The sequence below is a fragment of the Stenotrophomonas sp. SORGH_AS_0321 genome (assembly GCF_031453215.1).
GTDB lineage: Bacteria > Pseudomonadota > Gammaproteobacteria > Xanthomonadales > Xanthomonadaceae > Stenotrophomonas > Stenotrophomonas chelatiphaga.
The window spans coordinates 1,190,198-1,205,774 of sequence record NZ_JAVIZG010000001.1; the positions used below are offsets into that span (position 1 = coordinate 1,190,198).

The following is a 15,577-nucleotide window of genomic DNA, read 5'->3' on the forward strand; positions in this document are numbered from 1 at the left end:
GCGTCAGGCCACACGATGAACGTGCTGGAAGCAGCTCCTCCGGCCGGTGGCGGCCCCTTCTCTCTAGGGTGTCGCCACCGTTTCAGCCTGTCATTGGGCAACGGCGGAAGTGCGGCGTCCTCGTCCTCACAGGGGGGCGTCTGCATGGGGTCATGCCCATCCGCCGTATTTTTCCCGCGGGTTGCCCTTGCGGGGGCGGGGGGGTAGGGTGGGGACTGTGACGACCAACGGTCGTCACCCACCGGGGCAGGTCGTCACCCACAGGGGTGAGGTCGTCACCCACCGGGTGCGCTTTTCGGGCCCCATGCGCCCTGCGACGGGCGGCTGCGACAACGTGTCGCAGGCCGAAAACGTCGAAAACTGCGTCAGATCAATGTCAATGGCTTTCTTAAATGGGCGGTGACGGCCTAAACTTGAAAGGCTGACTCTTCCCCCGTTCTCCGAACCCGTCGATCCTTGGCAGGTCGGGCCGGCTTTTGCCGGACTGGGCAGGGCGGGGTGGCATTCCCTCGCAATTGGATCGACCGATGATTCCGTTGAAAACCCTTGGACGCATGCTGCGTCCGGGCCTGCTGTTCGCACTGGCGGTGTTTCTCACCGGCTGCAACACGGCCATCCTGAATCCGAAGGGCCAGATCGGCCAGGATGAGAAGACCCTGCTGATCACGGCTGTCGTGTTGATGCTGCTGGTCGTCGTCCCGGTCATCATCATGACCCTGACGTTCGCCTGGAAGTACCGCGCTTCCAACACCAAGGCTCGCTACGAGCCGAACTGGTCGCATTCCACCGCGATCGAAGTGGTGGTCTGGTCGATCCCCTGCATGATCGTGCTGGTGCTGGCCGTGCTGACCTGGCGGTCTTCCCACGCGCTGGACCCGTATCGCCCGATTGAATCGGACGTCAAGCCGGTCGTGATCGAGGCCATCTCGCTCGACTGGAAGTGGCTGTTCGTCTATCCGGAAGAAAAGATCGCCGTGGTCAACGAGATCAAGTTCCCGGTGAACACCCCGCTGAACTTCAAGATCACCTCCGATACCGTGATGAATGCGTTCTTCATCCCGCATCTGGGCAGCATGATCTACTCGATGGCCGCGATGGAGACCAAACTCCACCTGATCGCCAACGAGACCGGTGAATTCCCGGGCATGTCCTCGCACTACAGCGGTGCCGGCTTCGCCAAGATGCATTTCACCGCCCATTCGGTTACCGAACCGGAATACCGCGCATGGGTCGACCAGGTGCGTGCCGAGCAGGGCAGCCGCCTGGACAAGACCGTGTTCAACGCCCTGGGCGCTGACCGCAACTCTGATTGGCACCCGGTGACCTACTACGGTCAGGTCGAAGACGGCCTGTTCGACTGGGTCATCGCCAAGCACATGGGTGACAACCAGCACTACGGCATGAAGCACAAGCACCCCGGTGCCGCTGCGGCTGACGCGGGCACGATGGAAAGCCATGAAGGCCACGGCCCGATGGATGACCACGAGTCCAAGGCTTCCGGCGTGAACCTGGATGCCGATGAAACCCCCAACGACGAGCACGCGGGCCACTCCGGCCACGAGGGCTCGGGAGAATGAACATGCTGGGTAAACTCTCTATTGAGTCGATCCCCCACGATCCGATCGTCCTGACGACGTTGATCGGCGCGGTTCTTGGTGGCCTGGGCGTTGTTGCCCTGATCACCAAGTTCAAGCTGTGGGGTTATCTGTGGAAGGAGTGGTTCACCTCGGTGGACCACAAGAAGATCGGCGTGATGTATCTCATCGTCGCCTTCGTCATGCTGCTGCGCGGTTTCTCCGACGCCATCATGATGCGTACCCAGCAGGCCATCGCCGTCGGCGGGTCCGAGGGTTACCTGCCGCCGCACCACTACGACCAGATCTTCACCGCCCACGGCGTGATCATGATCTTCTTCGTGGCGATGCCGCTGATCACCGGCCTGATGAACCTGGCCGTGCCGCTGCAGATCGGTGCGCGCGACGTCGCGTTCCCGTTCGTGAACTCGCTCAGCTTCTGGCTGTTCGTGTCCGGTGCGGTGCTGATCATGCTGTCGCTGTGGATCGGCGAGTTCGCCGCCACCGGCTGGCTGGCATTCCCGCCCTTGTCCGGCATCGAGTACAGTCCAAGCGTCGGCATGGACTACTACATCTGGGGACTACAGGTCGCAGGCCTGGGTACCACGTTGAGCGGCATCAACTTCTTCATTACCATCCTGAAGATGCGTACGCCCAGCATGAAGCTGATGCAGATGCCGATCTTCACCTGGACCGCGCTGATCACCAACATCCTGATCGTTGCCGCCTTCCCGGTGCTGACCATCACCCTGGTGCTGCTGACCCTGGACCGTTACCTGGGCACGCATTTCTTCACCAATGATGGTGGCGGCAACGCCATGCTGTACATCAACCTGATCTGGATCTGGGGCCACCCGGAAGTCTATATCCTGGTGCTGCCGGCCTTCGGCGTGTTCTCCGAAGTGATCGCCACGTTCTCGCGCAAGGCGCTGTTCGGCTACAAGGGCATGGTGTACGCCACGGCCGCCATCGGCGTGCTGTCCTTCATCGTGTGGCTGCACCACTTCTTCACCATGGGTTCGGGTGCCAACGTCAATGCCTTCTTCGGCATAACGACGATGATCATCTCCATCCCCACCGGCGTGAAGATCTTCAACTGGCTGTTCACCATGTTCCGCGGTCGCGTGCACTTCACCTCCCCGGTGCTGTGGACCATCGGCTTCATGATCACCTTCGTCATCGGCGGTATGACCGGCGTGATGCTGGCGATTCCGGCCATCGACTTCGTGCTGCACAACAGCCTGTTCCTGATCGCCCACTTCCACAACGTCATCATCGGCGGCGTGGTGTTCGGCATGTTCGCCGGCATCACCTACTGGTGGCCGAAGATGTTCGGCTTCAAGCTCAACGAGTTCTGGGGCAAGTGTGCGTTCTGGTGCTGGTTCATCGGCTTCTACGTGACCTTCATGCCGATGTACGTGCTGGGCTTCATGGGCATGACCCGTCGCCTGCAGAGCACCGTCAACCCGGCCTACGAGCCGCTGCTGCTGATCGCTGCAGGTGGTGCCTTCATCGTCGGCGCCGGCATCCTGTGCCAGGTCATCCAGATCTTCGTGTCGGTCCGCGACCGCAAGAAGAACATGGACCTGACCGGCGATCCGTGGGATGCCCGTACGCTGGAGTGGGAAACCTCTTCGCCGCCGGCCTTCTACAACTTCGGTACGCTGCCGCAGGTCACCGAGCTGGACGATTTCTGGGCACGCAAGCAGCGTGGTGAAGCCTGGCCGAAGCCGGCCAAGTACTCCGACATCCACATGCCGCGCAACACCGGCACGGGCGTGGTGATCGGTGCCTTCAGCATGGTGTTCGGCTTTGCGATGATCTGGCACATCTGGTGGCTGGCCATCATCGGCCTGGTCGGCATGATCGGCACGTTCATCTACCGCACCTTCGACAAGGACGTGGACTACTGGGTCCCGGCCGCCGAAGTGGAGCGCATCGAAAACGAACACCGCAAGCACCTGGTTGCCCAGGGCCTGGTCAAGTCGGAGCTGAAGGCATGAGCACCCATACCCCAACCGTGAACCACGGGCACGCCGCGCACGCGGCGGCCCATGGCCATGACGAGCACGAACACCACGACACCGGCGGCAACACCGTCTTCGGTTTCTGGGTGTACCTGATGAGCGATTGCCTCATCTTCGCTTCGCTGTTCGCCACCTACGTGGTGCTGGTCGGTGGTACCGACGGCGGCCCCGGCCCGGGCGACCTGTTCGAGCTGCCGTTCGTTGCGTGGGAAACCGCGCTGCTGCTGACCTCCTCGCTGACCTTCGGCCTGGGCATGATCGCCATGCACAAGAACAAGGTCGGCCAGCTGTACCTGTGGCTGGGCATCACCTGGCTGCTGGGCTTCGGCTTCATGTGCATGGAAGTCTGGGAGTTCAACCACCTGATCCACCAGGGTTACGGTCCGGACCGCAGTGCCTTCCTGTCGGCGTTCTTCGCTCTGGTCGGTACCCACGGCCTGCATGTGAGCGCTGGCCTGCTGTGGCTGCTGGTGATGTTCATCCAGGTCAAGCAGAACGGCCTGACCGCGACCAACAAGACCCGCCTGGCGTGCCTGAGCCTGTTCTGGCACTTCCTGGACCTGATCTGGATCGGCGTGTTCTCCGTCGTCTACCTCAATGGAGCGCTGTAATGGCACATGACAACGCACACGACCATGGCCACGGCGCCGGCGGCGAAAGCCACGGCAGCGTCAAGTCGTACCTGATCGGCTTCGTGCTGGCGGTGATCCTGACCGTCATCCCGTTCTGGGTGGTGATGTCGGGTGATTTCTCCCGCACCGTCAGCGGCGTGGCGATCGCGGTGACCGCGGTACTGCAGATGCTGGTACACCTGGTGTTCTTCCTGCACCTGGACCGCTCGTCGGAAAGCCGCTGGAACGTCAACGCGGCGGTGTTCACCGTCGTGGTGATCGGCATCATCGTCGCCGGCACCCTGTGGGTCATGCACAACATGAACGTGCACATGATGCACTGACGTCTCCGCGACGTTGCCGCAAACGAAAAGGCCACCCCCCGGGGTGGCCTTTTTGCTGGGTAGTGACGGCCGCTGGCCGTCATGGCTTTCTCGCATTGCCCCGGTAGTGACGGCCGCTGGCCGTCATGGATTTGGCGCGCTGACGGCCAGCGGCCGTCACTACCGTGCTGGGTCTTGACGGCCAGCGGCCGTCACTGCCCTCAGGCGACCTTGCGCAGGAACTCGTCCGCGGCCATCGGGCGACCCAGGTGGTAGCCCTGCAGCTGGTCGCAGCCCAGGCTGCTGAGGTAGTCGCGCTGGCCGGCGGTTTCCACGCCTTCGGCGACCACGTTGAACTGCAGCGAACGGCCCAGTGCCACGATCGAGGACACGATCGCCGCATCTTCGGCGTTGTCTTCCAGGTCGCGCACGAAGGCGCGGTCGATCTTCAGTTCGGTGGCCGGCATGCGCTTGAGGTACAGCAGGCTGGAGTATCCGGTGCCGAAATCATCGATGGAAATCCGCACGCCCAGCGCGGTCAGCGCGTTGAGGATCTGCAGGCTGGTTTCCACGTTCTTCATCGCCGTGGTTTCGGTGATTTCCAGGGTCAGCCGGCTGGCATCCAGCCCATGCCGTTCCAGCGTCTCCTTCACCGTTTCCACCAGTCCGGGCGCGGCGAACTGCAATGGCGACAGGTTCACCGCCATCGTCCAGTGCGGGTTGCCGGCGTCGTGCCACGCACGCAGCTGCGCGCAGGCCTGGTCCAGTACCCAGTCGCCGATCGGCAGGATCAAGCCGCTACGTTCGGCGATCGGGATGAAGATGTCCGGCGCCAGCATGCCCAGCTCCGGGTGCTGCCAGCGCAGCAGGGCTTCAGCGCCCACCGCCGGGGTGCCGGCGGCCACGAACTTGGGCTGGTAGTGCAACAGCAGTTCGCCGCGTTCGGTCGCCTTGCGCAGGTCCTGCAGCAGCCGCAGCTGGCGGTTGGCGCTGACCTGCATGGACGGGGTAAAGAAGGTGTAGCCGTTCCGCCCTCCCTGCTTGGTGTGATACATCGCCGCATCGGCGTTGGCCATCAGTTCGCGCTCGTCGGCGGCGTCTTCCGGATAGAGCGCGATGCCCAGGCTGGCGGTGACCTGGAGTTCGGCCGCCTCGATCAGGAAGGGCTCGGCCACGGCGGCGATGATCCGCTCTGCCACCACGACCGCATCGTCGGGTTCGTCGATGGCCAGCACGATCACGAACTCGTCGCCCCCCAGGCGCGCCAGGGTGTCCTGCGGCCGCAGCAGCGAGCCGATGCGCTGGCTCACCTTGACCAGCAGGCGGTCGCCGAGCTGGTGGCCGTAGGCATCGTTGACGGTCTTGAAGCCGTCCAGGTCGCAGAACATCACCGCCACCGCGTGGTTGCGCCGGCGTGCTTTTTCGATCGACTGTTCGATGCGGTCCTGCAGCAGCGAACGGTTCGGCAGCTGGGTCAGCGGATCGTGCAGCGCGGCCTGCAGCAGCTTGTCATTGGCGCGTTCCAGCGACTCGGCCAGCAGGCCGGTACGTTCGCGCATCTGGCGGTCGAACAGCGAAGCCACCAGCGCGATGCCGATGGTGCCCAGGGTGGTGACGATGACCAGAACCGCCAGCCACTGCGCATCGATGCCGCCGTCGATCACCGCCCCGCACAGGCTGTCGGCCGGGAAGCGGGCAGCGGCCATGCCGGTGTAGTGCATGCCGACGATGGCCAGGCCCATCACCAGCGAGGCGGCGCCGCGCAGGCGGCGGGTATTGCGGCCTTCGACACGCAGGCGGAAGGCGATCCACAGCGCCGCGCCGGCGGCACCGATGGCGATCAGCAGGGAGGCGGTGAACCACAGCGGGTCGTAATCGATGCCCGGCTGCATGCGCATCGCGGCCATCCCCAGGTAATGCATCGCGGCGATGCCAAGGCCCATCAACACCGCGCCGGCGACCAGGCGACGGGTCGGCAGCTGCGGGCGCGAGACCAGCCACAGCGCATACGCCGACGCGCCCACCGACACCGCCAGCGAGTACAGGGTGATGGCAAGGTCGAAGCCGACCGGGATCGGCAGCTTGAAGGCCAGCATGCCGATGAAGTGCATCGACCAGATGCCCAGGCCCATCGCAGCGGCGCCGCCGGCCAGCCACCAGCGCGCGACGCGCCCTTGCGCGGTGGCCAGTCGGCCTGCCATGTCCAGCGCGGTGTAGGAGGCCAGCACGGCCACCAGCAGCGAGAAAAAGACGAGGCTCTGGCTGTAGCTGCCAGTCATGGGAAATCCTTGGAAAATGAGAGGGCGCGCAGGGCGGCGCACATGGTATCGGCCGTTCGGTCCCGAACCTGAGCGGAACATCACGCTGCCGGCAGGGGTCAGAGTCAGGGGTCAGAGTCAGGGGTCAGAGTCAGGGGTCAGAGTCAGGGGTCAGAGTCAGGGGTCAGAGTCAGGGGTCAGAGTCCCGACTCTGACCCCTGACTCTGACCCCTGACTCTGACCCCGTCCCGCGGCCGCCAGGGCCGGTCGCAGCGGTTGCGACGGGGCTCGGCTATGCTCGCCATCCAACGCGCAACCGGAATGATCATGGCCAAGAGCCGCACCGCCTACGTCTGCAGCGAATGTGGCGCCGACTACAGCAAATGGCAGGGCCAGTGCACCGAGTGCAAGGCCTGGGACACGCTGTCGGAAATCGTCGTGGAAAGCGCGGCCGCCGCCGGCGCCCCGGCCTCCCGGCGCAGTGGCTGGGCCGGCAAGATCGATCCGCCCAAGGTCACCGCATTGAAGGACGTGGCGCAGACCGACCACATCCGCGTCACCACCCGCATCGGCGAGTTCGACCGGGTGCTGGGCGGTGGCCTGGTGGAGGGCGCGGTGGTGCTGGTCGGCGGTGACCCGGGCATCGGCAAGTCGACCCTGCTGCTGCAGGCGGTGGCCCTGATGGCGGCCGAACTGCCGGTGCTGTACGTCACCGGCGAGGAATCGCTGGCCCAGGTGGCCGGTCGCGCGCACCGCCTGGAACTGCCGCTGGAAGGCGTCAACGCGCTGGCCGAAACCTGCGTGGAGACCATCCTGCAGCATGCCGGCAAGGCCAAGCCGCGGCTGATCGTGGCCGACTCCATCCAGACCCTGTGGACCGAATCGCTGACCGCCGCGCCGGGTTCGGTCAGCCAGGTGCGCGAAAGCGCCGCGCGGCTGGTGCGCTTTGCCAAGGAAACCGGCACCGCGGTGTTCCTGGTCGGCCACGTGACCAAGGAAGGCGGCATCGCCGGCCCGCGCGTGCTGGAGCACATGGTCGATGCGGTGCTGTACTTCGAAGGCGAGAGCGGCAGCCGCTTCCGCCTGCTGCGCGCGTTCAAGAACCGCTTCGGTGCGGTCAACGAACTGGGCGTGTTCGCGATGGGCGACAAGGGCCTGAAAGAGGTCTCCAACCCTTCGGCGATCTTCCTGTCCGGCGGCAGCACGCGCCAGCCGGGATCCTGCGTGATGGTCACCCGCGAGGGCACGCGGCCGTTGCTGGTGGAGGTGCAGGCGCTGGTGGACGCCTCGCCGCTGTCCAACCCGCGCCGCGTGGCGGTGGGCCTGGAACAGAACCGGCTGGCGATGCTGCTGGCGGTGCTGCATCGCCATGGCGGGGTGCTGGTCGGCGACCAGGACGTGTTCGTCAACGTGGTCGGCGGCATCCGCGTGCAGGAAACCGCGGCCGATCTGCCGGTGTTGCTGGCGGTGCTGTCATCGCTGCAGGACCGCGCGCTGGCGGAGAAGACGATCGCCTTCGGCGAAGTGGGGCTGTCCGGCGAAATCCGCCCGGTCCCCAACGGCGAGGACCGCCTGCGCGAAGCGGCCACCCATGGCTTCAAGCGCGCGATCGTGCCCAAGGCCAACGCGCCCAAGGGCGGCACGGTCAAAGGCATGGAAGTGATCGCGGTCGAGCGCCTGTCCGAGGCGCTGGAAGCGGCTGCGCAGTAGCGGTAGCGCCGAGCCACGCCCGGCGGCTTTCTCGAACGTGGCGGGCGTGTCCGCCGGGCTCCGCCGAGCACGGCTCGGCGCTCCCGGTTCCGGATCAGGATCAGTATGCGTGCGCATACGGCCCGCCGTTTTTACCGGGTCGTATGCCCGAAGACCAGTTCGATCACGAACTGGCTGCCGAAGAACGCCAGCAGCAACAACAGCATCGCGCTCAGGGTCCAGTGCACGGCCTTCAGCCCGCGCCAGCCGTAACGACGGCGGCCGATCAGCAGCACGCCGAACACGACCCACGACAGCACGCTGAGCACGGTCTTGTGCACCAGTTTCTGCGCCAGCAGGTCATCGACGAACAGCACGCCGGTCACCAGCGTCAGGGTCAACAGGAAGAAGCCGACGGTGATCACCCGGAACAGCAGCGATTCCAGGTCCGCCAGCGGCGGCAGGGCACGCAGCCAGGGACGGAATTCGCGGCGGCGCAGGGCGCGTTCCTGCAGCCACTGCATGATCGCCAGCAGCGCGGCGATGCTCAGCGTGGCGTAGGACAGCAGCGCCAGCCAGGCGTGGGTGGCCAGCCGCCAGCCCAGCTCCTTGCTCGGTTCATGCCCATAGCCGTGGTAGGCGGCCAGCAGCACCACCGCCAGCGGGAACACCACCACGCCGAGTGCGGCCATGCGGCCACGCGCGCCGACCAGCGAGGTCAGCCCGGCCATGCCCAGGCCCACCAGCGACAGCGCGGCGAAGAAGTGCATGTCCGGCCCGCCGGCGTTCTGCAGCGCCACCTGTACGTGGTAGCCGGCGTGCAGCAGCATCGCCGGCACCGCCGCGGCCAGCCAGCCGCGGCCCGGGCGGGGCGCATCGCTGCCGACCGCGCGCACCAGCAGGGCGGTGGCGGTCAGGTAGAGCAGGGCTGCGATGAGAACGATTGTCATCGTAGAAGTTTCGCACACCCCCAACGCAGTGGCGACGGCCCATCGCGCGCGCCCGGGTCGCCGGGGCGACCGGCTATACTGTCTGCCTCATTGTCCCCCGTTCCAGACAGGTTGCATCGCATGTTCGAGTCCCTGACCCAGCGCCTTTCCGGCACCATCGAGCGCCTGCGCGGCCGCGGCCGCCTTACCGAGGAAAACATCCGCGACGCCACCCGCGAGGTGCGCATCGCGCTGCTGGAAGCCGACGTCGCCCTGCCGGTGGTGCAGGCGCTGATCGAACGCATCAAGGAGCGTGCGGTCGGCCAGGAAGTGCTGAAGTCGCTGACCCCGGGCCAGGCCCTGATCAAGGTCGTCCGCGATGAGCTGACCAACGTGATGGGCGCCGAAGCCAGCGACCTGAACCTCAACGTGCCGGCCCCGGCGATCATCCTGATGGCCGGCCTGCAGGGTGCGGGCAAGACCACCACGGTGGGCAAGCTTGCCAAGCACCTGAAGGAAAAGCGCAAGAAGAAGGTGATGGTGGTGTCGGCCGACGTCTACCGTCCGGCCGCGATCGAGCAGCTGAAGACGCTGGCCGAACAGGTCGGCGTGCTGTTCTTCGCCTCCAGCGCCGACCAGAAGCCGGAAGCCATCGTGCGCGCGGCGATCGATGACGCCCGCAAGTCCTTCGTGGACGTGCTGATCGTCGATACCGCCGGCCGCCTGGCGATCGACGAAGCGATGATGGCCGAGATCAAGGCCCTGCACGCGGCGGTCAACCCGGCCGAAACCCTGTTCGTGGTAGATGCGATGACCGGCCAGGACGCGGCCAACACCGCCAAGGCCTTCGGCGATGCCCTGCCGCTGACCGGCGTGGTGCTGACCAAGACCGACGGTGACGCCCGTGGTGGTGCCGCGCTGAGCGTGCGTTACATCACCGGCAAGCCGATCAAGTTCGTCGGTGTCAGCGAAAAGCCGGACGGCCTGGATGTGTTCCATCCGGACCGTATCGCCAGCCGCATCCTGGACATGGGCGACGTGCTGTCGCTGGTGGAGCAGGTCGAGCAGCAGGTCGACAAGGACAAGGCGCAGAAGCTGGCCGAGAAGGTCGCCAAGGGCAAGAAGTTCGATCTGAACGACATGCGCGACCAGCTGGAACAGATGCAGAACATGGGCGGCATCGGTGGCCTGATGGACAAGCTGCCGGGCCTGGGGCAGATCCCCGAGCACCTCAAGGCGCAGGTCAGCCAGGGCAAGGAAGTGCCGCGCATGATCGCCATCATCAGCTCGATGACCAAGAAGGAACGGCGCAATCCGGGCCTGCTCAATGGGTCGCGCCGTGCCCGCATCGCGCGCGGTTCGGGCACCCAGCCGGCCGACGTCAACAAGCTGATGAAGCAGTACATGCAGATGGAAAAGATGATGAGCAAGATGGCCGGCGGCGGCATGAAGGGCATGATGCGCAGCATGAAGGGCATGATGGGTGCCATGGGCGGCCGCGGCCTGCCGTTCCGCTGATGCCGGATGGCCCCGCACGAACTCCTGAAAAGAGGCTCGATGCATGCGTGATGATGGAATTGCCGGCCGCGTAGAACGCTTCTGCCAACGCTTCAACCTGCAGCTGCCGGTCCTGCTGGCGCCGATGGCCGGCGCCTGTCCAGTGCCGCTGTCGGCGGCGCTGGCAACCGCCGGCAGCATGGGGGCGATGGGCGCGGTGCTTTCCCCGGCGGCCGATATCGGTCGCTGGATGGATGACTTCCGCAGCCTCAGCAGCGGCCCGGCGCAGGTGAACCTGTGGATTCCCGACGCCCCTGCGCTGCGCGATGTGCACGCCGAAGCGGCGACCCGCGCGCTGCTGGCGCAGTGGGGGCCGGAGGTGCCGGCCAGTGCCGGCGATGCCGGTCCGGCCGACTTCGATGATCAGTTCAACGCCGTACTGGCCGCTCATCCGGCCGTGCTGTCCACCATCATGGGCGTGCTCGGCGAGGGTCAGGTGCAGCAGTTGAAGCAGGCCGGCATTGCCTGGATCGCGTGTGCGACCACCCTGGCTGAAGCGCGCGAGGCGCAGGCGGCCGGTGCCGATGCCGTGGTGGCGCAGGGCTTCGAAGCCGGTGGACACCGCGGCGCGTTTGATCCGGCGCAGGCCGAGCGCCAGCTGGTGGGCCTGTTCTCGTTATTGCCGCGCCTGGTCGACCATCTGGATATTCCGGTGATCGCCGCGGGCGGTATCGCCGACGGCCGCGGCATCGCCGCCGCGCTGACCCTGGGTGCCAGCGCGGTGCAGATCGGCACCGCGTTCCTGCGGACCCCGGAGGCGGCGATCGCGCCGGCATGGGCAGACGCGCTGGCGGCCAGTGAACCGGAAGACACCTGGCCCACGCGTGCCTTCAGTGGCCGGCTGGGACGCGGGCTGGCCACCGATTACGTCCGTGCTGCGGCCGCCGCCGATGCGCCGCCGCCGCGGCCGTACCCGGTGCAGCGCGGGCTGACCGCTGCGATGCGTTCGCAGGCTGCGCGCGAGAACCGATTGGCTTCGATGCAGGCCTGGGCCGGGCAGTCGGCGTGGATGGCGCCTGCCGAACCGGCCGCTGCCGTGCTGCAGCACTGGTGGCAGGACGCGCAGGCGCGCCTGTGAGCGCGACGGGCAGCAGCGCGCTGTTCTGCAATGGCCAGCCGGCCGATGCGGCGGCGTTGGGCGCGGCCCTGGTCAACTACGGCCACTTCACTTCGCTACAGGTGCGCGGCCTTGCGGTGCAGGGCCTGGACCTGCACCTGCAGCGCTTGGCCCTTGCAACCCAGGCGCTGTTCGGCAGCGTGCTGGATGAGGGCCAGGTGCAGCGCTGGATGGCGCAGGCGCTGCAGCAGGCCGGCGTGGCCGATGCATCGCTGCGGGTGACGGTGTTTTCCCGCGCTTTTGATTTCCGCGCCCCGCTCGCCACTGTGGCTGCGGACGTGCTGGTGGCGGTGTCCGCGCCCGTGCGGCTGAGCGCTGCGCGCGCTGTCTGCAGCGTGCGGTATCAGCGCGACCTTCCGGCGATCAAACACGTGGGTACCTTCGGCCTGTTCCAGCAGCGGCGCGAGGCGATGGCCGCCGGCTTCGACGACGCGCTGTTCCTGACCGCGGAAGGTCTGGTCAGTGAAGGCAGCACCTGGAATATCGCGCTGCACGATGGGCAGCAGCTGGTATGGCCGCAGGCCCCGTCGCTGCGGGGTACCGCCGAGACGCTGCTGCGGCAGCATTGGGAGCAGCCGCAGGTGGTGAGGGCGGTCGACTCAGTGGAGCTGGACGCAATGCAGGCGGCATTTGCCTGCAATGCCAGCGGTATCTGGGCGCTGGCGGCCATTGATGGCCGCGCGCTGGCAGGATCCGAAGCGCTGGCGGGGCAGGGCAGGGCGGTGATGGCCGGGGTGCCGTGGCAGCCGCTGCGGGCGTGAAGGGCCGGAAAGGCAGGCTGGGGTTGGCTTGGGCCGAACCTGCCGCTATAATCGTCGGCTTACCGCGCCATCCTGGCGACTGGGTTACATAGGAAAACACACCATGGTCAAGATTCGACTGACCCGCGGCGGCGCCAAGAAGCGTCCGTTCTACCACATCATCGTGACCGACGTCCGTAGCGCCCGCGACGGCCGCAACATCGAGCGCGTCGGTTTCTACAACCCGGTTGCACAGGGTGCCGAGAAGCGCATCGAGCTGGACCTGGCCCGCGTTGACCATTGGGTCAAGAACGGCGCCCAGCCGACCGACAAGGTCCGCAACCTGATCAAGGAAGCGACCAAGTCCCAGGCCGCTGCGGCCTGATCTTGAAGGGCCGCGCCCGTCGCGGCCCATCTGGCATACGCAGATGAAAGATATCGAGCGCCGGATCCTGCTGGGCAGGGTTGCCGGCGCTTTTGGTGTGCGCGGCGAACTCAAGCTCGAGTCCTGGACCGAGCCGCGTTCTGCCATCTTCAATTACCAGCCGTGGATCGTGGTCAGCCCCTCGGGGCAGGAATCCACGGTTTCCGGCGTCCGCGGCCGCGATACCGGCAAGCACCTGATCGCCCGGTTCCCGGAAGTGGATGACCGCGACGTGGTCGAGGCCATGCGCGGTACCGAGGTCTACGTGGCACGCAGTTCGCTGCCGCCGCCGAAGCCGGACGAGTACTACTGGGTCGACCTGGAAGGCCTGGACGTCAAGACCGTCGACGGGGTATCGCTGGGCCAGGTGTCGCACCTGTTCTCCACCGGTTCCAACGACGTGCTGGTCACCCGCGGCGACCGTGAGCGGATGATCCCGTTCGTGCAGCCGGAGTTCGTCAAGTCCGTGGACTTCGATGCCAACCTGGTCATCGTCGACTGGGATCCGGACTTCTGATGCGGTTCGACGTCATCACCCTGTTCCCGGAATTCCTTGCCCAGTCCGCCGGACTGGGCGTGGTCGGCCGGGCGCAGGAAAAAGCGTTGTTCAGCCTGCACGGCTGGAACCCGCGTGATTACGCCGAAGGCAACTACCGTCGCGTGGACGATCGTCCGTTCGGCGGCGGGCCGGGCATGGTGATGCTGATCGAACCGCTGCAGGCCTGCCTGTCCGCGGTTCGCGCGGCGGACCCGACCCCGGCGCCGGTGATCTACCTGAGTCCGCAGGGACGCCCGTTGACCCAGGCCAAGGTGCGCGAACTGGCGGCACTGCCGCGCATGATCCTGCTCTGCGGCCGTTACGAAGGCATCGACGAGCGCTTCCTGGCCGGCGCGGTCGACGAGGAAATTTCCCTCGGCGATTACGTGCTGTCCGGCGGAGAGCTGGGTGCGGCGGTGATCATCGACGCCGTCGCCAGGCTGCAGGAGGGCGCGTTGAACGACGCCGAATCCGCCGCCCAGGACAGCTTCGAAGGGGAACTGGGGCTGCTCGATTGCCCGCATTTCAGCCAGCCGGCCCAGCATCCGCTGGGCGACGTGCCGGATGTGCTGCGTTCGGGCAACCATGCCGCCATCGCCAACTGGCGCAGGCAGCAGTCACTGCTGCGGACCTGGCAGCGACGGCCGGAACTGCTGGACGAGTCCACCCTGAACAAGGCCGACCGGAAGCTGCTGGCGCAGGCCCGGGACGGACTGGAAAGCGACAAGACCCCCTAGCAAGGGCGTCCCGTATTGGGATATCATTGCGAATTACCATCGCCCGTACTGGTCGATGTGCTCCATACATAATAAACGTGCGGCACAGTCCAGTGACCGCATGAGCCCTACGCTGTCGAATGACACGCCCACCCGAACATATGAATCGGTGTAACCCATGAGCAAGCTGAACAAAACTATTCTCGCGGACTTCGAAGCCGCCCAGATCACCCGCGAACTGCCGAAGTTCAGCCAGGGCGACACCATCGTCGTGAACGTGAAGGTGAAGGAAGGCAACCGTGAGCGCGTCCAGGCCTACGAAGGCGTTGTGATCGCGACCAAGAACGGCGGCCTGAACTCCTCGTTCACCGTGCGCAAGATCTCGCACGGCTACGGCGTCGAGCGCGTTTTCCAGACCCACAGCGCCATCATCGACTCGGTCGAAGTGAAGCGTCGTGGTAAGGTCCGCGCCGGCAAGCTGTACTACCTGCGTGGCCTGGAAGGCAAGGCTGCCCGCATCAAGGAAGATCTGGCTGCTGCTGCACAGGCGAAGATCGCCCGTCTGGCTGCCAAGGCTGCCCAGTAATACCTGCCGACAACTCCGGTTGTCGCCGCAACGGCCGCCTTCGGGCGGCCGTTTGCGTTTGCGCCCGCGCAGCGGCTATGTTCCGGGGATGAATACGTACTCCCCCGATTTCCGAACGCTATCCGCCGCAGGTGCGCCACGCGCTGCGGCAGCTGGACGCCGCTGGCGTGAAACGCTCGATGTCCGCGCCGCCGCTGTACCGCCTGTTCTGGCGGCTGGGTTGGGGCGTTGCCCCCCCGATCCTGACCGGCTTCGCCACCAACGTGCTGACCACCGGTGCGTGGTTCGGCATCGGCTGGGGTACGGTGATGTGGCTGATGCTGTGGCGCAGTACCGGCATGACCGGGCTGGGCATGGTCACCACGGCCGTGCTGGCCGGATTGGCGTTCGGCGTGTTGATGGCAGTCATGCTGCGCTACCAGCGGCAGCGCCTCGGCCTGCCGCTGTGGAAAGACATCGCGCCCTGACGCAAGCCGTACAACCTTCGG

15 protein-coding genes are annotated in these 15,577 nt (G+C 66.0%); 13 read left to right on the forward strand and 2 right to left on the reverse strand.

The features are described 5' to 3' along the window. The first annotated feature begins 527 nt into the window (after window positions 1–527). Genes cyoA through cyoD form a run of 4 tightly spaced genes read left to right on the forward strand, consistent with a single transcriptional unit; the run spans window position 528 to window position 4,556 of the window. Window positions 528–1,577, forward strand: a complete 1,050-nt coding sequence (cyoA, locus tag QE373_RS05095) for a ubiquinol oxidase subunit II (RefSeq protein ID WP_057509190.1) — start codon at window positions 528–530, stop codon at window positions 1,575–1,577. 2 nt (window positions 1,578–1,579) lie between these two features. Then, window positions 1,580–3,577, forward strand: a complete 1,998-nt coding sequence (gene cyoB / locus QE373_RS05100; protein WP_057509191.1) for a cytochrome o ubiquinol oxidase subunit I — start codon at window positions 1,580–1,582, stop codon at window positions 3,575–3,577. Continuing rightward, a complete protein-coding gene (gene cyoC, locus QE373_RS05105; RefSeq protein ID WP_057509192.1) occupies window positions 3,574–4,212 on the forward strand; it encodes a cytochrome o ubiquinol oxidase subunit III in 639 nt (212 codons plus the stop codon). Before cyoB ends, cyoC begins: the two co-directional genes overlap by 4 nt. Beyond that, window positions 4,212–4,556: a cytochrome o ubiquinol oxidase subunit IV gene (gene cyoD, locus QE373_RS05110; protein WP_309684212.1), complete on the forward strand. Its 345-nt coding sequence runs from the start codon at window positions 4,212–4,214 to the stop codon at window positions 4,554–4,556. Before cyoC ends, cyoD begins: the two co-directional genes overlap by 1 nt. A 200-nt stretch (window positions 4,557–4,756) precedes the next feature. Here the strand turns inward: cyoD and QE373_RS05115 are convergent, their stop codons facing one another. Continuing rightward, window positions 4,757–6,814 carry an EAL domain-containing protein gene (locus QE373_RS05115; protein ID WP_309684214.1) on the reverse strand — a complete coding sequence of 686 codons (2,058 nt, stop codon included), beginning with the start codon at window positions 6,812–6,814 and terminating at the stop codon, window positions 4,757–4,759. A gap of 306 nt (window positions 6,815–7,120) precedes the next feature. Between QE373_RS05115 and radA the strand changes: the two genes are divergently transcribed. Then, window positions 7,121–8,503, forward strand: a complete 1,383-nt coding sequence (gene radA / locus QE373_RS05120; RefSeq protein WP_057509205.1) for a DNA repair protein RadA — start codon at window positions 7,121–7,123, stop codon at window positions 8,501–8,503. Between the two features lie 131 nt (window positions 8,504–8,634). On the opposite strand, the gene ccsA is transcribed toward radA, so the two are convergent. After that, a complete protein-coding gene (gene ccsA / locus QE373_RS05125) occupies window positions 8,635–9,432 on the reverse strand; it encodes a cytochrome c biogenesis protein CcsA (RefSeq protein ID WP_057509195.1) in 798 nt (265 codons plus the stop codon). Between the two features lie 120 nt (window positions 9,433–9,552). Here ccsA and ffh point away from each other — a divergent pair, with 120 nt between their 5' ends. The 8 genes from ffh to QE373_RS05165 all read left to right on the forward strand — a co-directional run bounded on the left by ffh (window position 9,553) and on the right by QE373_RS05165 (window position 15,556). Continuing rightward, window positions 9,553–10,929 carry a signal recognition particle protein gene (gene ffh, locus QE373_RS05130; RefSeq protein ID WP_192083157.1) on the forward strand — a complete coding sequence of 459 codons (1,377 nt, stop codon included), beginning with the start codon at window positions 9,553–9,555 and terminating at the stop codon, window positions 10,927–10,929. A 43-nt stretch (window positions 10,930–10,972) separates the two neighbouring features. Further along, window positions 10,973–12,046: a nitronate monooxygenase gene (locus QE373_RS05135; protein ID WP_309684222.1), complete on the forward strand. Its 1,074-nt coding sequence runs from the start codon at window positions 10,973–10,975 to the stop codon at window positions 12,044–12,046. Window positions 12,047–12,066: 20 nt separating this feature from the next. Next, window positions 12,067–12,846 carry an aminotransferase class IV gene (locus QE373_RS05140; RefSeq protein WP_309689561.1) on the forward strand — a complete coding sequence of 260 codons (780 nt, stop codon included), beginning with the start codon at window positions 12,067–12,069 and terminating at the stop codon, window positions 12,844–12,846. Window positions 12,847–12,949: 103 nt separating this feature from the next. Next, entirely contained in the window at window positions 12,950–13,210 is a 261-nt protein-coding gene (rpsP, locus tag QE373_RS05145; RefSeq protein WP_005415733.1) for a 30S ribosomal protein S16, read from the forward strand. A 43-nt stretch (window positions 13,211–13,253) separates the two neighbouring features. Beyond that, a complete protein-coding gene (rimM, locus tag QE373_RS05150; protein WP_309684257.1) occupies window positions 13,254–13,766 on the forward strand; it encodes a ribosome maturation factor RimM in 513 nt (170 codons plus the stop codon). Further along, a complete protein-coding gene (gene trmD / locus QE373_RS05155; protein WP_123700396.1) occupies window positions 13,766–14,524 on the forward strand; it encodes a tRNA (guanosine(37)-N1)-methyltransferase TrmD in 759 nt (252 codons plus the stop codon). The genes rimM and trmD overlap by 1 nt, the downstream gene beginning before the upstream one ends. 157 nt (window positions 14,525–14,681) lie before the next feature. Continuing rightward, window positions 14,682–15,089 (forward strand): 50S ribosomal protein L19, encoded by a 408-nt coding sequence (gene rplS, locus QE373_RS05160; protein ID WP_057509199.1) that lies wholly within the window; start codon window positions 14,682–14,684, stop codon window positions 15,087–15,089. 107 nt (window positions 15,090–15,196) lie between these two features. Then, window positions 15,197–15,556, forward strand: a complete 360-nt coding sequence (locus tag QE373_RS05165) for a DUF6404 family protein (protein ID WP_345784385.1) — start codon at window positions 15,197–15,199, stop codon at window positions 15,554–15,556. The last annotated feature ends 21 nt before the right edge of the window (window positions 15,557–15,577 follow it).

What these genes read in the sequence shown, in the direction of transcription:
- rplS (WP_057509199.1), top strand. Translation starts at nt 14,682, where the DNA reads ATGAGCAAGCTGAACAAAACTATTCTCGCGGACTTCGAAGCCGCCCAG.
- cyoD (WP_309684212.1), top strand. Translation starts at nt 4,212, where the DNA reads ATGGCACATGACAACGCACACGACCATGGCCACGGCGCCGGCGGCGAA.
- rpsP (WP_005415733.1), top strand. Translation starts at nt 12,950, where the DNA reads ATGGTCAAGATTCGACTGACCCGCGGCGGCGCCAAGAAGCGTCCGTTC.
- trmD (WP_123700396.1), top strand. Translation starts at nt 13,766, where the DNA reads ATGCGGTTCGACGTCATCACCCTGTTCCCGGAATTCCTTGCCCAGTCC.
- cyoA (WP_057509190.1), top strand. Translation starts at nt 528, where the DNA reads ATGATTCCGTTGAAAACCCTTGGACGCATGCTGCGTCCGGGCCTGCTG.
- radA (WP_057509205.1), top strand. Translation starts at nt 7,121, where the DNA reads ATGGCCAAGAGCCGCACCGCCTACGTCTGCAGCGAATGTGGCGCCGAC.
- QE373_RS05115 (WP_309684214.1), bottom strand. Translation starts at nt 6,814, where the DNA reads ATGACTGGCAGCTACAGCCAGAGCCTCGTCTTTTTCTCGCTGCTGGTG.
- ffh (WP_192083157.1), top strand. Translation starts at nt 9,553, where the DNA reads ATGTTCGAGTCCCTGACCCAGCGCCTTTCCGGCACCATCGAGCGCCTG.
- rimM (WP_309684257.1), top strand. Translation starts at nt 13,254, where the DNA reads ATGAAAGATATCGAGCGCCGGATCCTGCTGGGCAGGGTTGCCGGCGCT.
- ccsA (WP_057509195.1), bottom strand. Translation starts at nt 9,432, where the DNA reads ATGACAATCGTTCTCATCGCAGCCCTGCTCTACCTGACCGCCACCGCC.
- cyoC (WP_057509192.1), top strand. Translation starts at nt 3,574, where the DNA reads ATGAGCACCCATACCCCAACCGTGAACCACGGGCACGCCGCGCACGCG.
- QE373_RS05135 (WP_309684222.1), top strand. Translation starts at nt 10,973, where the DNA reads ATGCGTGATGATGGAATTGCCGGCCGCGTAGAACGCTTCTGCCAACGC.
- cyoB (WP_057509191.1), top strand. Translation starts at nt 1,580, where the DNA reads ATGCTGGGTAAACTCTCTATTGAGTCGATCCCCCACGATCCGATCGTC.